This is a genomic window from Flavobacterium soli DSM 19725, assembly GCF_000422705.1.
Classification (GTDB): Bacteria; Bacteroidota; Bacteroidia; order Flavobacteriales; family Flavobacteriaceae; genus Flavobacterium; species Flavobacterium soli.
In genome coordinates, this window is sequence record NZ_AUGO01000009.1 from 192,288 (window position 1) to 217,968 (window position 25,681).

The 25,681-nt window shown below is 37.6% G+C and carries 21 protein-coding genes; 13 read left to right on the forward strand and 8 right to left on the reverse strand.

The features are described from left to right. Positions 1-177 precede the first annotated feature (177 nt). Positions 178-1,056, reverse strand: a complete 879-nt coding sequence (locus G508_RS0112880) for a helix-turn-helix domain-containing protein (RefSeq protein ID WP_026705715.1) — start codon at positions 1,054-1,056, stop codon at positions 178-180. 262 nt (positions 1,057-1,318) lie between these two features. Between G508_RS0112880 and G508_RS0112885 the strand changes: the two genes are divergently transcribed. From G508_RS0112885 to G508_RS0112910, 6 genes are read left to right on the forward strand one after another with little or no spacing between them, the layout of a single operon-like run. After that, positions 1,319-2,470 (forward strand): glycoside hydrolase family 26 protein, encoded by a 1,152-nt coding sequence (locus tag G508_RS0112885; RefSeq protein WP_051197613.1) that lies wholly within the window; start codon positions 1,319-1,321, stop codon positions 2,468-2,470. Positions 2,471-2,504: 34 nt separating this feature from the next. Next, complete coding sequence (locus tag G508_RS0112890) at positions 2,505-3,896, forward strand: MFS transporter (protein ID WP_026705717.1); 1,392 nt, start codon at positions 2,505-2,507, stop codon at positions 3,894-3,896. Between the two features lie 23 nt (positions 3,897-3,919). After that, on the forward strand, positions 3,920-5,110 hold the full coding sequence (locus tag G508_RS0112895; RefSeq protein WP_084625977.1) for a glycoside hydrolase family 130 protein: 1,191 nt from the start codon (positions 3,920-3,922) through the stop codon (positions 5,108-5,110). 12 nt (positions 5,111-5,122) lie between these two features. Next, positions 5,123-6,319 (forward strand): AGE family epimerase/isomerase, encoded by a 1,197-nt coding sequence (locus G508_RS0112900; protein ID WP_026705719.1) that lies wholly within the window; start codon positions 5,123-5,125, stop codon positions 6,317-6,319. Between the two features lie 42 nt (positions 6,320-6,361). Then, complete coding sequence (locus G508_RS0112905) at positions 6,362-7,591, forward strand: glycoside hydrolase family 26 protein (RefSeq protein ID WP_026705720.1); 1,230 nt, start codon at positions 6,362-6,364, stop codon at positions 7,589-7,591. Between the two features lie 2 nt (positions 7,592-7,593). Next, positions 7,594-8,880 carry a glycoside hydrolase 5 family protein gene (locus G508_RS0112910; protein WP_026705721.1) on the forward strand — a complete coding sequence of 429 codons (1,287 nt, stop codon included), beginning with the start codon at positions 7,594-7,596 and terminating at the stop codon, positions 8,878-8,880. 185 nt (positions 8,881-9,065) lie between these two features. Here the strand turns inward: G508_RS0112910 and G508_RS0112920 are convergent, their stop codons facing one another. Next, positions 9,066-9,371 (reverse strand): hypothetical protein, encoded by a 306-nt coding sequence (locus tag G508_RS0112920; RefSeq protein WP_157486012.1) that lies wholly within the window; start codon positions 9,369-9,371, stop codon positions 9,066-9,068. A gap of 470 nt (positions 9,372-9,841) precedes the next feature. Here G508_RS0112920 and G508_RS0112925 point away from each other — a divergent pair, with 470 nt between their 5' ends. The 4 genes from G508_RS0112925 (at position 9,842) to G508_RS0112940 (ending at position 14,507) form a co-directional block, all read left to right on the forward strand. Continuing rightward, positions 9,842-10,453, forward strand: a complete 612-nt coding sequence (locus G508_RS0112925) for a hypothetical protein (RefSeq protein ID WP_157486013.1) — start codon at positions 9,842-9,844, stop codon at positions 10,451-10,453. A gap of 178 nt (positions 10,454-10,631) precedes the next feature. Further along, positions 10,632-11,495 carry a GNAT family N-acetyltransferase gene (locus G508_RS0112930; RefSeq protein ID WP_026705724.1) on the forward strand — a complete coding sequence of 288 codons (864 nt, stop codon included), beginning with the start codon at positions 10,632-10,634 and terminating at the stop codon, positions 11,493-11,495. Then, positions 11,461-11,796 carry a hypothetical protein gene (locus G508_RS0112935; RefSeq protein ID WP_157486015.1) on the forward strand — a complete coding sequence of 112 codons (336 nt, stop codon included), beginning with the start codon at positions 11,461-11,463 and terminating at the stop codon, positions 11,794-11,796. The genes G508_RS0112930 and G508_RS0112935 overlap by 35 nt, the downstream gene beginning before the upstream one ends. A 188-nt stretch (positions 11,797-11,984) precedes the next feature. Then, on the forward strand, positions 11,985-14,507 hold the full coding sequence (locus G508_RS0112940; protein WP_026705726.1) for a cation-translocating P-type ATPase: 2,523 nt from the start codon (positions 11,985-11,987) through the stop codon (positions 14,505-14,507). A gap of 163 nt (positions 14,508-14,670) precedes the next feature. Here the strand turns inward: G508_RS0112940 and bglX are convergent, their stop codons facing one another. The 6 genes from bglX to G508_RS0112970 all read right to left on the reverse strand — a co-directional run bounded on the left by bglX (position 14,671) and on the right by G508_RS0112970 (position 21,613). Beyond that, the gene (gene bglX / locus G508_RS0112945) at positions 14,671-16,953 is read right to left on the reverse strand and encodes a beta-glucosidase BglX (protein ID WP_026705727.1); all 2,283 of its coding nucleotides are present in this window, start codon (positions 16,951-16,953) and stop codon (positions 14,671-14,673) included. A 32-nt stretch (positions 16,954-16,985) separates the two neighbouring features. Further along, positions 16,986-18,362, reverse strand: coding sequence for a sialate O-acetylesterase (locus G508_RS0112950; protein ID WP_026705728.1), 1,377 nt, complete (start codon positions 18,360-18,362; stop codon positions 16,986-16,988). 28 nt (positions 18,363-18,390) lie between these two features. After that, entirely contained in the window at positions 18,391-19,470 is a 1,080-nt protein-coding gene (locus tag G508_RS0112955; RefSeq protein WP_026705729.1) for an SGNH/GDSL hydrolase family protein, read from the reverse strand. Between the two features lie 178 nt (positions 19,471-19,648). Then, on the reverse strand, positions 19,649-20,368 hold the full coding sequence (locus tag G508_RS0112960) for a tRNA threonylcarbamoyladenosine dehydratase (RefSeq protein ID WP_026705730.1): 720 nt from the start codon (positions 20,366-20,368) through the stop codon (positions 19,649-19,651). Continuing rightward, on the reverse strand, positions 20,352-21,011 hold the full coding sequence (locus G508_RS0112965) for a TatD family hydrolase (protein ID WP_026705731.1): 660 nt from the start codon (positions 21,009-21,011) through the stop codon (positions 20,352-20,354). Before G508_RS0112965 ends, G508_RS0112960 begins: the two co-directional genes overlap by 17 nt. Beyond that, positions 21,011-21,613: a DUF1684 domain-containing protein gene (locus G508_RS0112970; RefSeq protein WP_026705732.1), complete on the reverse strand. Its 603-nt coding sequence runs from the start codon at positions 21,611-21,613 to the stop codon at positions 21,011-21,013. The genes G508_RS0112965 and G508_RS0112970 overlap by 1 nt, the downstream gene beginning before the upstream one ends. Positions 21,614-21,720: 107 nt before the next feature. Here G508_RS0112970 and G508_RS0112975 point away from each other — a divergent pair, with 107 nt between their 5' ends. From G508_RS0112975 to G508_RS0112985, 3 genes are all read left to right on the forward strand, one after another. Continuing rightward, positions 21,721-22,947, forward strand: a complete 1,227-nt coding sequence (locus G508_RS0112975; protein ID WP_026705733.1) for an MDR family MFS transporter — start codon at positions 21,721-21,723, stop codon at positions 22,945-22,947. 224 nt (positions 22,948-23,171) lie between these two features. Further along, positions 23,172-23,531, forward strand: a complete 360-nt coding sequence (locus tag G508_RS0112980) for a BlaI/MecI/CopY family transcriptional regulator (RefSeq protein ID WP_026705734.1) — start codon at positions 23,172-23,174, stop codon at positions 23,529-23,531. 4 nt (positions 23,532-23,535) lie between these two features. Continuing rightward, a complete protein-coding gene (locus G508_RS0112985; RefSeq protein ID WP_026705735.1) occupies positions 23,536-25,413 on the forward strand; it encodes a M56 family metallopeptidase in 1,878 nt (625 codons plus the stop codon). Positions 25,414-25,681: the final 268 nt, after the last annotated feature.

Below are 25,681 nucleotides of genomic sequence, written 5' to 3' on the forward strand. Positions count from 1 at the left end.
TTTTTACTTTATATCGATTGCGTATTAGAATTATACAATAATGCACCTATATAATTTAACTATCTTTAAATTATAACGGCAATAATTGCGATAATAGAAATTATTTATTTCGAAATCCAAAGTTATTATAACGATTTCGGGAGCTATTGTCCTAAAAATTAAAATTTTAAAAAAAGATTATAGGATTCTTTTCAAGCCCGAAAAATCTTCTCTATATTCGCTGGGAGTACATTTTTTGATTGTCTTGAAGTTGCGGTTGAAATTGGCGATATTATTGAATCCTGACTTGAAAGCGATCTCAGAAATGCTCAAATCTTTCTCTACCAACCATCTGGCGGCATATCCAATTCGGATATCGTTCAAATAATTAACAAAAGTCTTTCCTGTACGCTTTTTGATAAATCTATTGAAGGAAATACTACTCATGCTTGCTACATTCGATACATCATCTAATGTTATTTTTTCAGAAAAGTTCTTCTGTACATACTCATAAACAAGTTTCATCTTGTCATAATCATCAAAAGTATCGTAATCTACGGTAAAAGTGGAGAGTAATCTTTGGTTTCTGGAATTGGCCAAATCATATAAGATCGAAGTAATTTCCAAGAAATAATCCATTCCGTCTAGTTTGGAAATCTTCACCAGTCTTGGAGTCAATTCCTGTGCAATTTTCTTTGAAAATAAAATACCGTGTATCGACCTATTGAACATGTCTTTTATAGGTGTCATGATTCTTCTTGACAACAGCGAATCATGAAACAAATCATTATGAAACTGAATTGTGATCTCATGAATTTGCTTGCTTGTACATTTATTCAATTCCCATCCATGATACAAGTTAGGTCCGACAAGTACAAGCTCTACATCATCAATCTCTTCTATATTATCGCCTACAACCCTTTTTACTCCTTTTCCATTGAGGATAAAATTGATCTCAAATTCAGGATGATAATGCACTGGAAAATCAAAACTATCCTTGATCCTATCAAAAACTAAAAAACTGTCTCCCGAAGAAAGCGGAGCTATTTCTCTATAAAAATTTTTAAGATTGCTCATTACTATATTTTTGTTGCAATAATATGATATATAATTGATAAAATAATATTAATTCAAAGATAGACATCGAATTATCTTTGAAATATGGAATTATCGAATTCTCAAAAATAATATTTAGAATAAACATTAATCTTTTTTAAAACATCTAATATTTAAATATTGATAAAAAATAATTGCAAAAAAATCATTTTTTCTTTATCACAATCATCTCATATACTGCTTTTTTAGTTTTAAATTAGCTTCACAAATCCAAAATAATTTCATGCAAAAAAACATCCTTTTCCTTTGTATATATGCCTTCATTGGCATCTCGTGTTCTTCCAAAGCCCAAATCTCTCAAAAAGAAGTGAAACTTGCTGATAAAAATGCAACACCCGAAACTAAGATCCTCTACCAGAACCTGATAAAATTAGCCAACAATGGCATAATGTTCGGTCATCAGGACGATTTGGCTTATGGTGTAAACTGGAAATACGAAGAAGGTAGAAGCGACGTGAAAGATGTTGCTGGAGATTATCCCGCAGTTTATGGCTGGGACATTGGCGGATTGGAAAAAAAATCTCCAAAAAACATTGATGGCGTTTCTTTCGACAAGATGCGTCAATTCATAAAAGAAACCCACAACCGTGGCGGTATCAACACTATCAGTTGGCACATTAATAACCCCTTGAACGACAAGGATTCATGGGATACCACTCCCAAATCAATCGCTTCGGCTTTGCCTGGAGGTGTGAGTCATGAAAAATACAAGTTATGGCTGGACGAAGCCGTTACTTTTTTGCTTTCTTTAAAAGATGAAAAAGGAAAGGCAATTCCAATCCTTTACCGTCCTTATCACGAACTTACAGGAAACTGGTTCTGGTGGTGCAAGAACAACGGAACGCCAGAGGAATTCACTTCCCTTTGGAAATTTACTTTGAATTATTTCCAAGAAAAAGGAGTGCATAACTTGATTTATGTGTACAATACTGCCGATTTTAAATCAAAGGAAGAGTTTCTGGAATATTATCCAGGAAGTGATTATGCCGATGTACTAAGCTTCGACAAATACCAATATGACGATCCTCAAACCAGCAATGCATTTGTTGAAGATTGTCAGAAACAATTCGGTATTATGGATCAAGTGGCAAAAGAGCAAAACAAGATTATGGCTTTCGCCGAAACAGGATACGAGCAAATCCCTTACTCCAAATGGTGGACGGATACCTTAATGAAAGCCATGGGAGATTATAAAATTTCCTATGTATTAGTTTGGCGGAATCACGGCTGGAACGAATGGATGAACCCTCCAAAAATGCATTATTATGCTCCTTATCAAGGGCATCTGTCCTCAAAAGATTTTGTAGATTTTTACAATCTTGATAAGATCCTTTTCGAAAAAGACGTTGCAAAGGAAAAACCGTATAAAAAATAAACCAACCCAAAAACCAACATAAAACCAAAATCGCATGCAAGAAAAAATCAGCTGGAAAGAAAAAGCAGGCTACGGACTGGGAGATGCCGCCTCCTCAATGTTCTGGAAAATATTCAGTATGTACCTGATGTTTTTCTATACCGATGTATTCGGGTTGGCTCCAGCCGTTGTAGGAACCATGTTTCTGATAACCCGCATTTGGGATTCCTGTTTTGACCCCATCGTAGGGATTATTGCCGACAGAACCCGAACCAAATGGGGAAAGTTCAGACCATACTTGTTCTGGGTGGCCATACCCTTTGCCGTAATTGGTGTTCTCACTTTTTATACACCTGATTTTGATGAAAAAGGAAAAATCATCTATGCTTATATTACCTATTCGTTGATGATGATGGTCTATTCCTTGATCAACGTTCCTTATGCTTCGCTTCTTGGCGTAATGTCTTCCGACCGAAAAGAAAGAACAACCCTTTCCTCCTACCGTATGGTTTTTGCCTTTGGCGGAAGCTTGTTGGCCTTGTGGTTGTTGGAGCCTTTGGTTTTATACTTTGGCGGAAGCTTGAATTCAAAAGAAGGATGGTTCTATACTATTATCGTATTCGGAATCATCACCACAGCTTTTTTCTGGGGTTGCTTCTGGCTTACCAAAGAAAGAGTAAAACCAATTGCGGATGAAAAATCAAACCTGAAGGAAGACTTGAACGACCTTTGGAAAAACAAACCGTGGTGGATTTTATTGGGTGCCGGAGTTGGTGCCTTAATTTTCAACTCAATCCGTGATGGTGCTGCCGTTTATTATTTTAAATATTATGTAAGCAGTGCTGCAAACTATAGTTTCAACCTCTTCGGAGAAAATTTTGCCATGACGCCAACTTCCATTTATTTGGTTTTGGGTCAGGCTGCCAATATCATCGGAGTCATCATCGCCACTCCAATTGCTAACAGAATAGGAAAAAAGAACACCTTTTTTGGAGCAATGGCAATGGCAGCGATCTTGAGCATAATCTTTTATTTCTTCGGAAAAGAAGATGTCCTTTTGATCATGTTGTTCCAAGTATTGATCAGTATTTGTGCGGGATGTATTTTCCCACTCATCTGGTCGATGTATGCCGATAGTGCCGATTATTCAGAATGGAAACAAGGCCGAAGAGCAACCGGATTGGTATTCTCTGCTTCATCAATGTCCCAAAAATTAGGATGGACCATTGGTGGTGCTGCAACGGGATGGCTTTTGGGCTATTATGGTTTCCAAGCCAATGTTGAACAAAACGCTATTACCCAAAACGGAATCACCATGATGCTCAGCATACTTCCGGCAATTGCGGCAGTAGTTTCGGTAGTATTCATCCTTTTTTATCCGTTGACCGAAGAAAAACTGCAAACCATCGAACAAGACCTTGAAAATAAAAGAAACGTAACGAATTAATACCCGATTAGAACTTACACTTTATGACGACTATACAAATGACATCAGTATTTCTAGAAAGAAAAAATGCACTTGAGAAAGAACATCAACTTTTGATCGAGCAAAAAAATCAACCTCAGCCTGTAGCCGGAAATGGAATTTATGAACGTTACACTAATCCAGTCGTGACAGCTTCTCATACTCCGCTGGAATGGCGTTTTGATTTTAATGAAAAAACAAATCCGTTTCTTCAGGAACGCATCGGTATCAATGCTGCATTCAATGCCGGAGCGATGAAATGGAACGGAAAATACATACTTGCCGTTCGCGTGGAAGGTGTCGACAGGAAATCATTTTTTGCCATTGCAGAAAGTCCAAACGGAGTTGATAATTTCAAATTCTGGGAAAAACCCTGCGTGATTCCTCAAACCGAAGAACCTGATACAAATGTGTACGACATGCGTTTGGTACAGCACGAAGACGGTTGGATTTACGGTATTTTCTGTACCGAAAGAAAAGATCCAAAAGCACCAAAAGGCGATACGAGTTCGGCTATTGCCAATGCCGGAATCGTGAGAACCAAAGATTTAATCAACTGGGAACGATTGCCTGATTTGATTTCGAATACAGGACAACAACGAAATGTAGTCTTGCATCCGGAATTCGTTAACGGAAAATATGCCCTTTACACGCGTCCTCAGGATGGATTTATCGATGTAGGAAACGGAGGCGGAATTGGCCTTGGTTATATCGACGACATGAATAATCCTGTTGTGAACGACGAGAAAATCATCTTCGGAAAAGTGTATCATACAATCTATGAATTGAAAAACGGACTAGGTCCTGCCCCAATCAAAACTGAAAAAGGTTGGTTGCATTTGGCACACGGGGTTCGAAATACTGCTGCTGGATTGCGTTATACCTGCTATATGTTCATGACTGATTTGCATGATATTGCAAAAGTAACTCACGTTCCAGCTGGACACTTTTTGGCTCCTGAAAATGAGGAAAGAGTGGGCGATGTATCAAATGTGTTGTTCACCAACGGATGGATCGAAGACGAAGACGGAACGGTTTTCATCTATTATGCCTCTTCCGATACCAGAATGCATGTGGCTGTTTCTTCAGTAGATAAATTGATTGATTATGTAATGAATACTCCACAAGATACTTTTACTTCTGCCGGATCTGTCCATACAATTATCAATCAAGTTGAAAAAAACAAGCAACTTTAATACCTAAAATACATGTCAACGCCAGCCAAAGCCATTGCATTTAAGCAAGAAGTCAAAATCGGGCTTCACAATATTCTATCCTATTGGATCAATACTTCGTATGATGTAAAACAGGGCGGATTTGTGGGTCAGATTGATTTCAATAATCAAAAGAACTATGAATCCGAAAAGGGTTCGGTGCTAAATGCACGAATCCTTTGGACGTTTTCTGCCGCTTATCAGGTAGAAGATCACGAGGAGTTTTTCAATACTGCCAAAAGAGCTTTTGATTATCTCGCAGAACATTTTTATGACCCGGAAAACGGCGGCATCTTTTGGAGTTTGAATGCCGACGGTTCTCCCAAGGAAACCAAAAATCAAATCTACGCCATTGCTTTTGTAATCTATGGAATGACGGAATATTATGCCATTTCTAAAGATAAAAAAGCATTAGAAATTGCCATCAATCTGTATAAGAAAATAGAAGAGTACAGTTATGACCCCATAAAAAAAGGTTATTTCGAAGCTTTTACACGTGATTGGCAACCTATTGAAGATTTACGCCTTAGCGACAAGGATGCCAATGAAAAGAAAACGATGAACACGCATCTGCATATCGTTGAAGCCTATGCGAATCTGTATAAGGTTTGGAAAGATGAAACTTTACGCAAAACCATCGTGGAACTATTGGAAACCATTGACCAACATTTCATCAATACCGAAACTGGGCATTTGAGACTTTTCTTCGATGAAAATTGGATCGAAAAACCAGATGTAATTTCATACGGTCATGACATTGAAGCGGCTTGGTTGCTGTTGCAATGTACTGAAATCACAGGAGATGAAAATCTGATTGAAAAGTATAAGCAACACGCCATCCAAATGACGGATGTTACCAGAGAAGGCCTTGACAAGGATGGCGGTCTATGGTATGAATTCGACCCTCATACTAATCAAATGATAGCCGAAAAACATTGGTGGCCTCAAGCCGAATTGCTCATTGGCTTTGTAAATGCTTGGCAGATAACCGGAGATGAATCCTATCTCGACACGGCTATTGCAAACTGGGAATTCACTAAGAAACACCTTATCGACCACGAAAATGGCGAATGGTTTTGGGGTGTGAATGCCGATTATTCTAAGATGGAAAAGGATTTTGCCGGTTTCTGGAAATGTCCTTACCATAACGGAAGGGCTTGCATGGAAGTCATGAAACGTATAGCCGATTAATTTTTTGTATTCGTTTCTGAATACACTGCAACTTAAAATACTATGAAAAAGATCTCCTGTAACATAGCCTCGATTTGCCTTGCCTTCTTCATGGCAAATTGTTCGTCAAGTGATGATAAACAAACCAACACCGGCCCCATAACAAATCCAGTCGAAGAGGAGATTCTCACCAAAGAAAATACAGCTACTTTTATGGTAGATGAAAACGCAACTGCCGAAACGGTGGCACTTTTCTACAACCTAAAAAAAATGTCCAAGACCAAATTTGCAATCGGACAACAGGATGCCTTCAATAGTTTTTATAATGATATTTCTGGCGATTCCGATATTAAAAAAACAACCGGTCACGACCCTGCCCTTTTGGGGTCTGACTTTATGTTCATTACCGATAAAAACAATAATGGCGAAGCAAGCAATTGGTTTCATCAACAAGAAGTGATTATTACCGATGATGTGAAGGAAGCCTACAGCAAAGGCATGATTAACATTTTTTCGTGGCATTTGAGAGAACCTTACAACGAAGAAACTTTTTATACCGATGACATGACTGCCGATGAAAAAGCAACGGCCTTTAAAAGTATCTTGCCGGGTGGAGAAAACCACCAGTGGTTCAAATTGAAATTAGATAAAGTGGCAGAAGTTGTTGGGAATCTAAAAGACAACAACGGAAAGCTTATCCCCGTTATCTTTCGCCCTTTTCATGAATTTGATGGCAACTGGTTTTGGTGGGGAGCTAATTTTTGTTCGCCCGACGAGTACAAAACAGCGTTCCGATTTACAGTCGATTATTTGAAGAATACCAAAGGCATCCACAACATTTTATATGCTTTTGCACCAGATAATTCCTATACCACTTCTACCAACTTCTTGAGCCGTTATCCAGGTGATGACTATGTAGATGTGATCGGGATGGACAACTATGGCGATTTCGACAATCAAGGCCAGGCAGGTTCTGACAGGGCAAATGCAAAACTAAAAATCGTTTCAGATTTGGCGAAAGCCAAAGTAAAAATTGCCGCCTTGACCGAAACCGGATACCGCGTGACAGCATCCAATTTGCCTATCACAAATTGGTTTTCTACATATTTATACCATTCCCTTACGGCAAATGAAGTAGAAGTTGCCTTTGTGATGTTCTGGAACAACAATAACGACGGCTATTATGTTCCAACACCATCAACTTCCAATGCCTCCGATTTTACTAGCTTTGCCAGCAAGCCAAAAGCAACGCTTCTCAACACCTTACCCAATATGTACCAATTACCTCAATAATTATGAAGAAAATTTCAACCTTATTAGTAGCTCTTTCTTGTTTTTCTATGATTTCATGCAGTGCCCAAAAACAATCCTTGATTACCGTAAAAGGCACTCAATTCATCAAAGACGGAAAACCGTATTCCTATGTTGGCGCCAATTATTGGTATGGCGCCTTGCTGGGTTCTGAAAAATATGGCGATCGAGAAAGGCTGGTTCGTGAACTCGATTTGATGAAAGCCAACGGAATCGACAATTTAAGAGTTTTGGTCGGTGCCGAAGGGGGAACCTACGATTACACCGTTACTCCTGCTCTTCAAACAGCTCAGGGAAAATATGACGAGGCCTTGTTGGACGGACTGGATTTCTTTATGTCAGAAATGGGAAAACGAAACATGTATGCCGTTTTGTACCTCAACAACAACTGGGAATGGTCGGGCGGTATGTCGCAATACTTGGAATGGAACGGAAAAGGTGTGATTCCGAATCCGAACTTGAAAGGAAATACTTGGCCTCAATTCATGGAATATACCAGAAAATTCCACGAATGTGAACCCTGCAAGACAGCTTTTGAAAACCATATCAGGTTTATTTTGGGGAGAAAAAATGCCTACTCAAAGAAAAAATATACTGAAGACCCTGCAATTATGGCTTGGCAAGTAGCCAATGAGCCAAGGGTTTTTACAAAAGAAAATGAAAAAGCCTTTACGGATTGGCTCAACAAGGTTGTAAACCTCATTGATGCTTTGGATAAAAACCACTTGATCTCGACCGGTTCTGAAGGAAAAGCAGGCTCAAACGATGACTTGGCTACTTTTGAAAGAACCCATCAAAATAAAAACATCGATTACCTCACGATGCACATCTGGCCTAAAAACTGGGGCTGGTTCAAGGCCGAAGATGAAAAAGCGACTTTGCAAGTTGCCTTGACCAATGCCCGAAAATATATGGACGAGCACATTGCCCTTGCACAAAAGATGAACCGACCAATCGTTATTGAGGAATTTGGATTGCCAAGAACCCACGAAGGGCTTCTTCCTGATGCTTCGGTTGAAAGCCGAAACGCTTTTTATGCCTCGTTTTTTACCCGACTTGCAGAAAGCCATAGCAACAAGGAAGCCTTGGCAGGTGTTAACTTCTGGGGGTTTGGTGGTGAAGGAAAAGCAGTAAACAAAACCGGAAAATGGAATGCCGGCGACGCCTTTACAGCCGATCCTCCACAGGAACCACAAGGCTTGAACACGGTTTTCTCCGAAGACACCAGCACTTTAAAACTCATCAAGGAATTCAACAGCAAGCTTAAATAACTTGCTACAGCCCAATAACAGATTTTCATAGAACAGCTTCGGATTTCGGGGCTGTTTTTTTTTTTGAATAGGGGAAGTTCTTTCGAAGCACTGTTTTTGAAAAGCCAAGCTCCCGAAACCACAGCGGAGCTTGATGGCAGATTTTTGATTAACGATTGTTCATCTTCAATCAAAAATCCCTTAATTTAATGACATTTGCCTCGTTCCTCCTCTTCTTTGGTTCGTTCCACCTCCCTGTTGATACCTGCCACGCTTCCTTTGGTTCGTGTCACACTTCCTTTGGGTTGTGCTATCGTTTCTTTGGGTCGTGTAATCTTTTCGTTACTACTTGCCACCTTTTCGTTGATATTTGCCACCTTTTCGTTGACTCGTGTCACCGTTTCGTTGAGTCTTGCCATCGTTTCGTTGGGTCGTGTCACCGTTTCGTTGAGTCTTGTCATTGCTGACCAGCCTCTAATTGACAAGGAATTAGATCTTATACCCCAAAACACGTTTTAATTTTTTAAAGATGGAAGCTTACCTTGTTTCTACCTACACTACATAGCTAATAATAATTGTCAATATTTAGACACACTCTACCACAACAAAACTTTCCCCACTCGTTGTTTTGACGCCACAAACTAACTATATTGGAATTATTTGATGGATTTACGGAAAACCGTATTTTCTAGCCCTGCAACTTCTTTAGCTTTGTGTTCAAGAAATAGGGTTTCCCCTAGTTGGGGAGGGATTTATTTTGATATATTTGAAGATGAATTAACAATCTATTAATCAACTTGATGCGAAAGAGATTCGGGGGAGTTGAAGATTTGTAAGTTTAACTTATTTAATTCTATTTGAAAAATACGCTACTTAGTAGCGACAATCTACCTTATTTTGGGTCTATTGGCGTTATTTAGTAGCGTGTATACATAAGTTACAAGTAATGTGGCGAAACCCTGCTCAAATTCACTTATATAAAATGAAAGAACAAATTTTTAAAATATTCATTCTTTTTTGTTTTACTAATTTACAAGCTCAAGACAAGATTTTAGAATCTCTTCCAGATAATCTAAAATGGAATCAAACCAAGGCTAATACAGACCAATTAAAAAATCTACTGGAAAAACCATTAGATTTACAAGAATTCAAAAAACTGAAACTTCAAAAATCAAATAGTGGTGGTGGAAACTCAAACAAATATCTTTTTAAACCTAATTATAACGGTTTTTATTATTCTTATTTTTTCTTTCCAGGCTTCGGTGAACATGGACCTAGAATAACTACATTCAAACGCGGAAAAGAAGTTGGAGAATATATGGAATCCTCGGAAATTTTTATTCAATTATCATCAGATTCAAGAGACAGTGATCTAGGAAAGGCTAACATTTTATCATTTACACAAAAACAAATATTAGAAAATTTTGGAAATAATTTTATTAAAAAAGGTAGCGTAATTATATATCAGCATAACAAAACACTTTTAATTATTTCATTAAGTAATCATTGGTTTAAAATAGTTAAGCTAAAAAGAAGCTATTTATCATTTAATGAAATTGAAGCCGAAAAAGGATTGATTTCATATTTTGATTAATATTGGCAGCCACACTACTGGTAACAGCGGTTTCGCGCAATTGCTGGTTTTTATTTTTACGTGTTCACGAAAAACATTTATCTTTAACAGAAAATAATTCGTTCGCTGGTATCGCAACTGTCGCGAATCCGCGGAAAGTTAGTAGTAAGCATTTCCAACCAGCCGGAAAATAATCTAAATGATGATTGAAATTACAACAGACAAACCAATTAATTTTTCAACTAAAGAGTTAGAAAGTTTTTTGAAATTACTGATAGAACAAAATCAAATTGTAAATCCTTCCATTGATAAAATTAAAGGATGCTATTTACTGTGTTTTGCTAAATATAACAATCAATTATTTGGTATTGGAGCAATTAAACAAGTTTATAAAACTCCATTTGATAAAGCGAAAGTTTCAGAATTAAAATCATTTTACAATTATGAACTTGGATACTTGTATGTAATAGACCATCCCGAAATTCGAGGTAAAGGTCTAGGAAAAGAAATTAGTCGTCAACTAATTTCTAGTTTCGGTAGAGAAAATTTATTCGCTACAACAGAAGAAAGTGGATCTAATCCTATGAAATTTATTTTGGAAAAATTAGATTTTCAAAAAGTTGGTAATTCTTATACTGGTACCAATACAGGAAAGACAATCGCGCTCTACATTCGAGAAACTGTAAAAACAATAGAGTTAATATTTGATGATTTGCTAACTCAAATCATTAAAGGAAATTTAACTCACGAAGAAATAGAAAAAGGAATTCGATACGAAGAATTTCAGCAAGTCTCCGAATGGAAATTAAAATATGGTTATAAATTTAATGTGTATTCAAATGACCATTTAATAAACGGTAAAAAGCACTTTCATTTTGATAACAAGTCAGATAAAGTATTTACAAAATTTGATTTCAAAGGAAATCTTCTTGAATCAAAAGGAAAACCAATTCCATCTAATATTATGAAAGAATTAATGTATTTCGTTAAAAAAGAAAGTACTCAAATTAATCTACATAAACTTTGGGATGAACAAAATCCTACACTTACACATGGTGAATAACTTTAAAATAAACGGCTTCTCTGTCGAGGGAAATTTTAAGAAAAAGCTAGTTGACAAATTACATAACGGAAAAAAATGTTATGAAATATTTGACGGAATAGTTACTGCTATTTCATTAGTAAGCTTACCCTCACATGGCAAAAATTTCAAAATTACTGATAAAAAAAACCGAATTGTAACTGGTGTTGTATTATCACCTGAAATTATGATTGAGAGATTTGATCTGATTTCAAACGAAGTCTATTATGTTTATTTTACAGCTGAATCAATTGAAAGAATAAAAAACAATTCCAATTTATAATTATGCCTGCTACTAACAAGCGTTTGGCAAGATTGCGAATTTTGTAATAAATTCACGTTCACGTCTCTCAAGATTTTTTACCTTTAACAGAAAATAACAACCTCGAACTCCACAACAACTAATCTAAAGTCCAAACTGTTAGCTGTAATCCAAAAACACATCGCCCAGTACTAAAACTATCGTTGACAATGCCGGAAAATAATTTCAACATAAAAGGTCTGACAAAGGAACAGGTTATTGTTGCAAGGCAAAAATTTGGACAAAACACCCTACACTACAAGCAAGAAAATACTGTTCTAGATGCTCTAAAAAGTCTGGCAAAGGAGCCAATGATTTTGCTATTGTTAGTGGCGGCACTCATTTATTTTGTAAGTGGAAAATTAGGTGATGGCCTATTTCTTTTAGCTGCTATCATTATTGTGTCTATAATTTCGTTGTTTCAAGAATCAAGAAGCCGTAACGCTTTGCAAAAACTTAAAAATTTTACACAACCCGATTGCAAAGTAATTAGAAATGGCAGGACAGAGGAAATAAAAACCGAAGATTTAGTAATTGGCGATAGTTTGATTGTAGAAGAAGGAACATCTATTACAGCCGATGGCAGGATTGTTCATTCGAATGATTTTTCGGTAGACGAATCAATTCTCACAGGGGAATCTCTTCCTGTATTTAAAGACAAATCTGCAACGGATCATTTTATTTACAAAGGTACAACTGTTGCAAGTGGACTAGCCATTGTTACAATCACGGCTATTGGCAATGAAACCAAGCTGGGGAAAATTGGTAAAAGCTTGGAAGCCATTAAGGAAGAAAAAACACCTTTGGAACTACAGATAAGCAATTTTGTAAAAAAGCTAGTGGTTTTTGGGACATTCGTTTTTGTATTGGTTTGGGGGATCAATTATTTTAGTTCCCGTGATTTAGTAGACAGCTTGCTCAAGGCACTTACCTTGGCAATGAGCATTTTGCCTGAGGAAATCCCGATGGCATTTGCTACGTTTATGGCCATTGGTGCATGGCGCTTGATGAAAATGGGCATTGTGGTCAAGCAAATGAAAACAGTGGAAACCTTAGGGGCTGCAACGGTAATTTGCACCGACAAAACCGGAACAATCACCGAGAATAAAATGAGTTTGGCAAAAGTATTTTCGTTGGCCTCGAAAAGGATCGTTCATCCTGATGAAGCCAATGAGGAGGAAAAAGCATTGATAGAAATAGCCATGTGGGCGAGCGAACCTATTCCATTTGACCCAATGGAAATAGCATTGCATAAGGCATATAGCACTTTATATGAGATAGACGAAAGACCCCATTTCAAATTAATTCACGAATATCCATTAGCCGGTAAGCCACCCATGATGACGCATATTTTTGAAACCAATCAGGCAGATCAAAGAATTATAGCTGCCAAAGGAGCACCCGAAGCATTGATGAATGTTTGCAACTTATCTAAAGAAGAAAGACAGCAAATTGAAAAAGCCATTCAAAGCATAACCAATGAAGGTTACAGGGTATTAGGTGTTGGGCAAAGTGATTTTAAAGGTACTGATTATCCAGCAACACAACAGGAACTTCAATTTATATTTAAAGGAATAGTTGCCTTTTATGATCCGCCAAAAAAGAATATCGAAGCCGTTTTAAATCACTTTTACAAGGCAGGAATTGAGGTTAAAATAATTACAGGAGATAACGCAGCTACCACCACGGCTATTGCAAAACAAATAGGCTTCAAAGGATTTGAACGTAGTTTGACAGGAGATGAACTAATGGGATTATCGGATGAAGAGCTACAGGAAAAAGTAATGGAAACCAATATTTTTACCCGAATGTTTCCCGAAGCCAAGCTAAGAATAATCACTGCCCTGAAAGAACAAAAACAAATTGTAGCCATGACAGGCGATGGTGTAAATGACGGACCAGCTTTAAAAGCAGCACACATTGGTATTGCAATGGGAAAGAAAGGAACTGAAATTGCCAAACAGGCAGCCTCACTGATATTAGTAGAAGATGATTTGTCAAAAATGGTGGAGGCCATCGCCACTGGCAGAAAAATTTATACCAACTTGAAAAAAGCCATTCAATATATCATATCCATTCACATCCCGATAATCCTCACCGTATTTATACCATTGGCATTGGGCTGGATTTATCCGAATATACTTTCACCCGTACACATCATTTTTTTAGAATTGATAATGGGGCCAACCTGCTCCATTATTTTTGAAAATGAACCAATGGAAAAAAATACCATGCATCAAAAACCACGACCTTTTACCACTACTTTTTTCAGTTGGAAAGAACTGACTACAAGCGTCATACAGGGATTGGTCATTACGGCAGGAACGCTTTTTGCCTACCAATATTCCGTTTACCAAGGATTTGATGAAGCACATACACGAACTGCTGTATTCATCGTTCTAATTACCGCTAATATAATACTGACGCTTGTAAACCGTTCTTTTTACTATTCAATCTTAACTACATTGAGGTATAAAAACAATATGGTTTTGCTCATTATTGCCATCACCATTTTCATTACAGCATTATTACTTTCTATACCTCCATTGACAACCTTCTTTGAATTTGAAAAACTTACTGTCTTGCAATTGCTTGTCTTCATCGCTATTGGTTTTGTGGCTGTAATTTGGTATGAAGTACTAAAAATAAAGACAAGACTAAAACACAATACAGACGGACTGAGGAAATACTAGCAGGAACTCACTTCAAAAACTAAATTTTCAAAATATTAATAAAAAGCATCCCTTTTCGATTGGAGGATTCAAATTAAAAAAGGCCATCTGAACTTAATCAAACAGCCTTCTTTTCACAAAAACTCGAAAAGCTAACTAAACTATTTTAAAAATCTTCTATTCTTTATTTCAACTCAAACTCCGTTTCCAAAACCTCATCTGAATTGGTCCCTACGAATATTTTGAACTTCCCTGGCTCTACTAAATAGTCTCCATTGTTGTTATAAAATCCAAGTTCAGCATCGGTCAAATTGAATGTGATGGTTTTGGTTTCGCCTTTCTTCAACGTTACCAATTCAAAACCTTTTAATTCTTTTACGGGTCTAGAAAGGCTTGCAGTGACATCTCTAATATAAAGCTGAACCACTTCTTTTCCGTCCAAATTCCCTGTATTAGTCACCTCAACCGAAACTTTTACCGTTTCGCCTTTGGATGGATCTTGCTTGTCTATTTTTAGATTCTTATAACCAAAAGTCGTATAGCTCAATCCATGTCCAAACGGAAACAATGGTGTTTTCTCCACATCTGAATAATGCGACCAAAAAACATTTTTATCACTATCTATCGGTCTTCCTGTACTGAAATGGTTATAATAAATCGGACATTGACCTACATTTCTAGGAAATGACATTGGCAATTTTCCACTCGGGTTGTAATCACCATACAAAATTTGAGCTACGGCGTTCCCGGTTTGAGTTCCCAACTGCCAAGCTTCAACGATTGCAGGAATATGTTCTGCAGCCCAAGGCAAAGCCAATGGTCGTCCGTTGTTTAAAACCAGAACAATATTCTTGTTTACTTTATAAATTTCTTCCAATAATTCTTGTTGGTTTCCTGGCAAATCAAGGTTGGTTCTGCTTCGTCCTTCTCCACTCTGGAAACCATGTTCGCCCAAAACCATCACTACCACATCTGCATTTGCAGCTACTTTTTTAGCAGCTTCAAAACCTGATGTATCGGTTGTATTGAAAACCAATTCGTCCACAAAAGTTGTTTTTCCTATCGTAAGTTCAGTCCCTTTTTCATATTGAAGCTGGTTGCCTTTGTATTGTTGCATTCCTTCTAAAACCGAAACGGCAGTGTTGTCATCCGAAGCAATTCTCCAGCTTCCAAGCGGACTGGTCTTGTCGTTTGCCAAAGACCCAATAAGGGCAATTTTCTGCCCGGTTTTCTTTAACGGAAGTACGTTATTTTCATTCTTTAATAAGACGATTGATTTCTTGGCCATATCCAAAACGCCATCATTATTGGCCTTGTTTCCGATTGTAGCCTTCTCGCGTTTTTCATCGCAATATTTGTAGGGATCATCAAACAGTCCCAATTCAAATTTCACACGAAGGATTCTTCTCACAGCATCATCCACAAGAGCGACATCTACTTTTTTATCGTTGACCAATTTTACCAATTCAGCCACATAAATATGTGATTCCATATCCATGTCTGAACCTGCCTGAATGGCTTTCAAGGCAGCTTCAGCACCGTCTTTGGCAAAACCGTGTGTGATCATTTCTCGAACCGAAGCCCAATCGGAAATCACAAATCCCTTGAAGTTCCATTTTCCTTTTAAGATGTCCCGTTGCAAGAAACTATTTCCCGTAGCCGGAACGCCATTCAATATATTGAAAGAATTCATCATCGTTCGGACTCCTGCTTCCGATGCCGCCTTGAACGGTGGTAAAACCGTATTGTAAAGTGTAGAATTACTGATGTCAACCGTGTTATAATCCAATCCTGCTTCTGCAAAACCATAGGCTGCAAAATGTTTGGCACAAGCTGCAATAGTGTTATTATCCGATAAATTGCCTTGAAAACCTTTGACCCTAGCTACAGCAACCTTGCTTCCTAGATATGGATCTTCTCCAGCTCCTTCCATCACCCTTCCCCATCTTGCATCTCTGGAAATATCCATATTCGGACCAAATGTCCAGTTGATTCCAGAAGCCGAAGCCTCATCAGCAGCTATTTGTGCCGATTTTTTGATGGCTTCCAAATCCCAACTTGCCGCTTCTGCCAATGGAATCGGACTCAAGGTCTTATAACCATGAATCACATCAAAACCGATAATGAGCGGAATCCCTAGACGTGTTTCCTCAACAGCTATCTTTTGTACGGAGCGAACTTCCTTCACACCACGAACCGTCAGCATCGAGCCTACCCATCCTTTGCGAAGATGTTCGTATTTCAATTCGGCACTTCCCCCTTTTGGAGCTGGACCTGTAACATCCCAAAAACCGTTGTATTGATTCATTTGTCCGACTTTTTCTTCCAAAGTCATTTCCTTCATCAAAAGGCTGATGCGTTCTTCGATGGGTTTCTTCTTGTCGAGATGGGCTTTGTTTTGTGCATTCATTGTTAGGATGGTAAAAAGGGAAAAAATCCCTGCTATGATTGTTCTTTTGTTTTTCATATCGTATGAGTTGGAACGAAGGGTTGCTATTTTCAGTTAGTATCGCTTATAAAAGCCGAAGCAGGAAGGTTGGCACTATTAAACACATCCGATTGTGCCGTGTTTTTCCAAGCAAATCTTACCTTTTTTGGCTCTTTTACAAATTTTGATGTGACTTCTATTCTATTATTTTTAATCTTGGCTTCGGCGGGATGGAAAATATTATCGGTTCCTGCCACTTCAAAAAGTGTTGATCTTTTGTTTTTGAAATGCAATCCATCGGCGTTTTCGAATGTGATGGAAATGGTGTTTCTCTTGATTTCGATATCTTGATAAAGTGGCCCTTCGGCAATGGTATTTCGGGTTTTATAATGCTTTTTCAGGGCGATTTCTGCCAAGCGATTCCCTACCGACTTTTTATCCTTCGGATGAATATCATCCGTTGTAGAAATATCAGAAGTCGAGGCCATTCCAGTATTTTGAACCAGCTGCAAGGTTTTTCGTTGTGCATTTTGAATTTTAACTCCTTCAAAATGATCCTCGCCATATTGATAAGGAGCAATTTGGACAAAATAGAACGGGAAATCCTGATTCCATTTTTCACGCCAAGATGTGATGAGTGAGGAAAGGGTTTTCTCATAGTTTTGAGCACCAACATTACTTTCGCCTTGGTACCAAATTGTTCCGGCAATTTTAAAGTTTGTCAAAGGATGGATCATCGCGTTGAAGGCACGTCCGGGTAAATTTGGTCCATATTCGGTAGTACTTAATTTACTAGCAGATGCAGTCAGTTCGCTGTTGTTTTTTATAGTTGCCTCAGGAATCCAGATTTCGGCTGGCGTTCCTCCCCACGACGAATTAATGAGACCAATTGGCACATTTTTTAAATCATCTTGCAAATGAAGGGCAAAAAAATAGGCCACGGCACTGAAATATTGCATCGTTTCGGGCGTGCATTGTTCCCAATTTGCAGGAATATTGTCCTGTGATGTTGTTGAAGTTAATTTTGGAATACTAAAGAAACGGATGTTGGGATGGCTTGCTAATTTTATTTCCTCTTCGCCATTTGTTATTCCCCACGAAGCGTTCATTTCCATATTGGATTGACCGGAACAAAGCCAGACTTCGCCAATTAATATGTTCTTTAAGATGATTTGATTATAGCCTTTTATAATGATTTCAAATGGTCCACCAGCTTCTGGAGTTTTGAGCATCAGATTCCAGTTGGCTTCGTTATCTGGCGTGGTTTTATATTCCTTATTGTCCCAACTTGTGAAGATCGTAATTTCCTCTTTTGGACTTCCCCAACCCCATATTTTCACTTCAGAATTTCGTTGCAATACCATATTATCCGAAAAGATATTGGGAAGCACAACGTTAGCCGATGCGAGATTGGTGGCTATAAAAAATAATAAAATATACTTTTTCATTGTTTTGAACCATTAAAAAATTAAAGCATTATTTGAGCAATTCTTTCAGGAACGGTTCATATTGTGAGGCCATGATTTTATGATCTTCGGCATCAGGATGCGAAGTGCAACCATGTGGTGTTACGGCTGTAAATTTGAAAATCTGGATGGGCTTGTATTTTTTATTCTTAAACGAATCTTTTATTTTCTCTAGACAATCTGTGAAAATTTTGTCCCTTTCGCCATTTACCATTGGGCTGTTTACCACAACAATCTGCACATCGGGATGATGCTTGTAAAGCATTTTCAGAAAACTTACATAACTTGAAACAAATTTATCAGCGTTGAAAGGCTGCCTCTCTTTTGTTCCGTCTCCTTCAGAAAAATCATTCGTTCCCAAAGCGATACTTATGATATCAGGTTTGAAATCGAAATTGTAAGGTTTTGATGCATCATTATTCAAATATAAATTTTCATAGACATTTGGCATTACGGGTTCGGTCTCATCGTTCCAATTTCGATACATTCCCATTCCGGAAACGGAACTCAATTGGAAATCTACATCCAGATTTCGAGAAAGAACAGGTCCATACGCTATATAAGCATTGTGCTGGTCAAACCATTCGCCTTGTCCACACGGAATTTCAATTACATCAGCACCCATTCCGCATGTGATGGAATTGCCTATGAATTCTATCTTTTTCTTTTCTTTTACTGATGTTGGAAGAAGCTTTGCCGTTGTCCCATTGAAGAGAACTCCACCTGTTGAAGCTTCTGTTGCCTTGAAGATTTTCAGCGTATGCTTTTTACCCGAAGTAGCCTTTACTTGAAAATCCTTCATCTCTTTTTCTACACGAATTCTTCCCTTATATTTTCCATCCAACTCAATGGAAACATAAGCGTGATGACCATATTCGTTTTTTGATTGAAGTGAAATTGTGCACGATTTTCCAGAAAAATGAAACGTTACTGACGAAGCTGAACCGATCAATACAATGGCATTATTAGTTGTTTTTTCTATCCTCCCTTGAACCTTATAAAATTGACTATCAGTATCTTTTATCTGAGAAAAAGAAAAGAAAGGAACAAGCAGTAAAAGGAATAAAATCGGTTTTTTTGAGAATTGCATAATTTATAAAATACATTTTTGTAAAGTTATCAAATATGCAGTTTCAAAGTTGTACTAAAATATCATTTTGATGTATAATCTTAACATTGAAACAACAAAAAAGCCCGACATATCTCGGGCTTATTGGCATTATTTTATTTATAAATTATTCTAACTCTTTTAGAAAACAACAAATCATTTATTCCTTGTTCAGCAGATGCCTGATCACAGTTTCGGCTGCATAAAGCCCGAAAAGTCCAGGCATATAGCTATTTGTTCCATAAAAAGATTTCTTGAAGTTCTTCCCGTCAGTGGTTTTTAGGCTTGATTCGTCCTGAATTTCTGTTGAATACACTACTTTCACGCCTTTATCAATTTTCACTTCTTTCAAGCGTTTTCTGATGACTCTTGCCAAGAAACAGCTTTTCGTATTGCTGATGTCATCAACCTTCACCTTCGAAGCTTCCATTTTTCCTCCGGCTCCCATGCAACTGATAATTTTCACCTTCTTACGTTTGGCCCCCACAATAAGATTGAATTTTGGCGTCACGCTGTCAATACAATCCATCACATAGTCAAATTCATCCGAAACAATCTCAAAAGCCCTTTCTGGAGAAAGGAATTCCTTGATTGTTGTCAATTGCAGTTCAGGGTTGATGTCCATTAAACGATCTCCAACTACATCAATTTTTGGCATTCCCACTGTAGAATGCAAGGCAGGTAACTGACGGTTAATATTGGTTATATCCACCACATCACCATCCACGATTGTCATTTTTCCAACACCAGCTCGCGTGATGAATTCGGCTGCAAAAGAGCCTACTCCTCCAAGTCCTACAATCAATACATTTGCATTTTTCAATTTATTCAAGCCTTCTTCTTTAAATAAAAGTTCGGCTCTTTCAGTCCATTCTGCCATTTTTAAAAACGATATTAAAATTTTGTTTGATGCTATTTTGTACTTCTTCCGAAGTTATATTTTTATATTTTGCCGCCAATTCATAGACGCTCTTGATGCTTTTTTCAATGGTATCGGTTTCCAGAAAAAAGCGGTCTTTCGGAATACTTTTAAATACTTCTTCCAATTCAGGGTTCTGTATTAAATACTTTCCAAACGAAATATAAAACCCATTGTCTAAAAGTTGTTTTGCCAATTGTTCGTTCTTCGAAAATCCGTGGATAATCATCGGAACGTTTATTTTTAATCTTTTTTTGATTTGAATCAACTCCTGGAATGCCGCTACACAATGCAATACCACTGGCATTTTATACTTTTTGGCTAAAGCCATTTGTTTTTCGAATACCTCAACTTGCAGTTCCATCGGGATATCAATTCGCTTGTCCAGACCACATTCTCCAATTGCCAGACAATTTGGAAGTTGGATTTTTTCTTCCATAATCTTCAACTCTTCGGCTACATCTTCTTCCTTAATATACCAGGGATGAATCCCAATGGAAAAACAAGGAAGTGTTGCGTCAAACTGTTTTGGATATTGATTCACCAATTCCAAAACCTCTTCGTCCTTTGTGAAATGATGGGTATGAAGGTTGAAATAGTGCATCAATCGTGGAATTTTTTCACACCTGCCTTTATTTCGATCATCAAATCATTTTGAAGCGGAACAATCGGGCACGAATATTCTGGATTATAGGCACAATAAGGATTGTAAGCCTTGTTGAAATCAATCAATACCTTATCGCCTTTTGGAATTCGCATGTCAATATACCTTCCACCTATATAGCTCTCCTTTCCTGATGTCAAATCGGAGAAAGGCAAAAACAGATAGTCCTTGTAACCTTTCTTTTTGGATAAATCCAAATTCTTGAACACATCTAGCTTAAATGGTTTTCCGTCTATCTCAAAATGCAATTCGCCATACTTTACATACAACGGCTTTCTATCGGTAGTGGTTTTCATTTCAAAAGACTTCTGTTTTTTTGATTTTATAAAAGTCGCTACTACAGCAAATTTTTCTTCTATCGGAAAAAAATCAAGCGATTTGAATACCTTTCGATCCTCTTCCATCAACGGTGATTTTCCGGTAGTAGCAAAGGATGTGTTCATCTCGTTCTGGAAAGCTTCAACCGAAGAGGGGTCGAATTTATCTTGTCCAAAAGCCATCGGGACCACAAAAAGAAGTAAGCATTTAAGGAAGATTCGCATAGAAAATATTTTTTGTAAAAATAATAAAATTATAACGGATGGATTGCCGTTCAAAAAGAGTTTTTTAAGAACTTTGTAGCAACTGCACATTTATATATCACAATCAAATGCTTCAAGCTGGTTTTAACCGTTACATCAACAATTTTAGAGGATTTTCGAGAGAAATCTGGATCTTGACCATCATCACCTTTATCAATCGTGCAGGAACGATGGTCTTGCCGTTTTTGTCCAAATACCTAAAGGAAGATTTGAATTTCTCCTTGAGTCAGGTGGGATGGATCATGGTGTGTTTCGGACTAGGTTCGATGCTGGGTTCATGGCTTGGCGGAAAATTATCTGACAAGATAGGCTTCTACAAAATCATGGTTTTTAGTTTATTTACCAGTGGCTTACTGTTTTTTACTATTCAATTCATCACCTCGTTCTGGGGATTATGTATCGGGATGTTTGCGATCATGACCATTGCCGATATGTTTCGTCCGGCAATGTTTGTTTCGCTTGGCACTTATGCAAAACCCGAAAATAGAGCCAGAGCCTTCACTTTAGTCCGACTCGCGGTTAATCTTGGTTTCGCTGCAGGACCGGCTCTTGGCGGATTGATTATCATGGGAATCGGTTACCAAGGATTGTTTTGGGTGGATGGTACTTCTTGTATTACAGCAATTTTAATTTTTGCCATGCTGGTAAAAGAAAAGAAAAAACCGGTATTTCCCGAAAGCGAACAGCAAGAAGCTGTTGTGGTCACTTCTGTTTTTCATGACCGAATATTCTGGATTTTCCTCTTTGTAAGTTTTGCCACTGCCATGATTTTCTTCCAGATCTTCACCACACTCCCACTCTATCACAATGATATGTATGGCCTCACGGAGTTTCAAACGGGATTATTGATGACCATGAACGGCCTACTAATTTTCTTTTTAGAAATGCCATTGGTTAGTATCTTCGAAAGAAACAATATCAATAAGATCAAATTAATCCTTTGGGGTTCTTTGATGATGATGTTCAGTTTTGTAGTATTATTAATGAATGCATGGGTTGGTGTTTTAGTCATCAGTATGATTTTGATGACGTTTGGTGAAATTTTTATTTTTCCGTTCTCTAATTCATTTGCCTTGAGCAGAGCTCCAAAAGGTCATGAAGGCCGATATATGGGTTTTTTTACGATGAGTTTTAGTCTGGCTCATATCGGAAGTTCAAAAATTGGAATGGAAATTATCGATCGTTACAGCTATACCGACAACTGGATCTTTATGGGAAGTTTAGGTGCTACAGCCGTTCTTTGTTGCTTTTATCTGCAAAAACTATTAAAAGAAGAACGACTAAAATCAAAGTAAAACATTTAGATTCCTATATTTCACAAGCTTTACAGAAAATTTTCCGCCACGAATCACACGAATTTTCAGGAAATAATTTTGTGGAGATTCGTGTAATTCGCGGCGAATGCTTTAGATGAATCTAGCATAATATAAAGACAAAAACTAAATTTTTCGTTAATTAACTATTTTTATAGTTGCATAACTAAAAAAGTAGTTGTATATTTGTTTCAAATTATACAACTATGCAAAAGTTAACCAACAAGGAAGAAGAAATCATGCACATTTTATGGAAGCTCGAAAAAGCATTCGTAAAAGAAGTTATGGCAGAAATCACGGAGGAACAACCTCATTATAACACCCTCTCCACCATCATCAGGAACTTGGAAGAGAAAGGTTTTGTTTCCCACAATGCCTTTGGGAACACCCACCAATACTATCCTATCGTGAAGAAGGAAGACTACAGAAAGAAGTTTATGAACACGGCAATTGATAACTATTTTAATAGCTCGTATAAGAATATGGTATCCTTTTTTGCTAAGGAAGAAAAAATTTCTGCCGATGAATTGAGGGAAATTCTAGACATGGTCGAACAAAAAAAATAATATTATGGAGCCAATATTCATCTATTTCATCAAGGCTGGACTATTGATCTTTTTGTTCCTCACAGCCTATTATCTTCTGCTTAGAAAAGAAACTTTTTTTAAAAGTAACCGATGGTTCTTACTATTTGGGTTAGTTATTTCAGTTGTTTTACCTGTGGTTACTTTTAAAAAAACCGTTTGGATTGACCCTGCACCAGTGGTGGTTTCGGCTCCAGCAGTTGGCTATGAAGGGCAACCTGCACCAGCCGAAGCGGTAGCTGTAGCGACAATAGCTCCCGAAAAAAATTTTGAAATAGACTGGTTCTGGGTGACGCTTGCCATTTATGGAATTGGGATATTGGCATTGTTGGTAAAATTTGCCCTAGACTTCTATGCCCTGAAAAAGGTGCTGAAAGGAAAGCAAATCCACCAACAGGAAGACTACAAGTTTGTGAATGTAAAGGAAAACATCGCTCCTTTCTCCTATTTTAATTATATCGTCTATAATCCTGAACTCTATAGCGAGGTGGAAATGCAAAACATATTGGAACACGAAAAAGTGCACTGTTCCCAAAACCATACCATAGACGTTTTAATCGCACGTCTATTTTGTATCGCCTTTTGGTGGAATCCGTTTGTTTGGTTCTATAAAAAAGCCATTGTCCAGAACTTGGAATTTATAGCCGACAGTGATGCTTTTAAAAACATATCCGACAAGAAGGCGTATCAGTTTACGCTTTTAAAAATAACAACACACGAGAGTTGTGTTGCCATCAGTAATCATTTTTTTCAATCATTAATCAAAAAACGAATCGTTATGTTAAACAAAAATCAATCAAAAAGGTGGAACTCCTGGAAGTATGCCATCATCGTTCCTGCTTTGGCAGTATTCATGTGGCAATTTCAAGTGAAAGTTGTGGCACAGGAAAAGAAAAGTGAGATAGTATCACATTCAACTTCCACTACAATCAGAAAAGAAGTTACAGCCAAGACTACGGATGCCGAGCTAAAAGAATTGGAAACCTTATTTAAAGAAGAACACAATACAACGCTAAAGTTCTCCAAAGTAAAACGCAACAAGAATGGTGAAATCATTTCGCTTAAAGCAGTGATAGAATCGAAAGGGAATGATGATAACAAGGGAGTTTATCAGGTTTCTGGAACTAATCCTATTGCAAGCTTTACTATCCTGAAGTATAATGACTCTGATGGCAAAGAACTGCTTGTTTTTGGAGAAGCCAATACGGCTAGAGCTGTGCTTCATGGACAAACAGAAGATGGTGAAGCTGTGGTTGTAGAAGCAGATGATATAGCGGTTGCTTCTTATTATACCGATAATGATGATATTACACCACCAAATCCACCAACACCACCAGCACCACCAGCGGTTCCTAATTATCCAACGCCTCCGACACCACCCGATTTTCCAACACCTCCAACGCCTCCAAACGAACCACAATCGGAAAGTAACAAAAAGGCTTGGGCAAAGTTTGAAGAGCAAATGAAAAAATATGAAGCCAAGATGGGTTCTATTGAAATGAAGAAATGGGAGAAGGAAATAGAAGAATATGCAGAGAAGATAGATGCTATGCAACCCGATACAGAAGAATTTGACAAGGGAATGCAGCAATTTGACAAAGAGATGAAAGCATTTGAAGAGAAGATGAAAGTATTTGAAAAGCAAATGCAGGAGTTTACCCGACAAGTACAACAAGAGGTTCGAGCCGATATGCAAAAGGAACGCGGGGAAGCCATGAAAGCACGTGAGGAAGCCATGAAGGAACGCGAAGAAGCGAGAGGCCAACGTGATAAAGAAAGAGCAGAGGCCGAAAAATATCGAGCAGAAGCAAAAAAAGAAAGAGAGAAAGCCCAAAAAGAAAGGGAAGCTGCCAAAAAGAAATAATAGTATAAAAAAACCGGTCTAATCAGCCGGTTTTTTTGTGGGGTAAAAATAAGGGAGGTCTAATTTCCCTTAATAAGCCAACATCTCTTTTGGTTTAAATTAACAGAACCTACTATTTTTTTTTGCATAAAAATAGCAGTGAAAATTATTTGTTGGTGTTTTTAAAATGTTTTGATTTTGTAAACTATACCTCAACTAAAAGTTATGTTTGATGATTTGCAAGATTATTAATAATCATTACATTTGATGAGAATAGGCTACTGAGTAG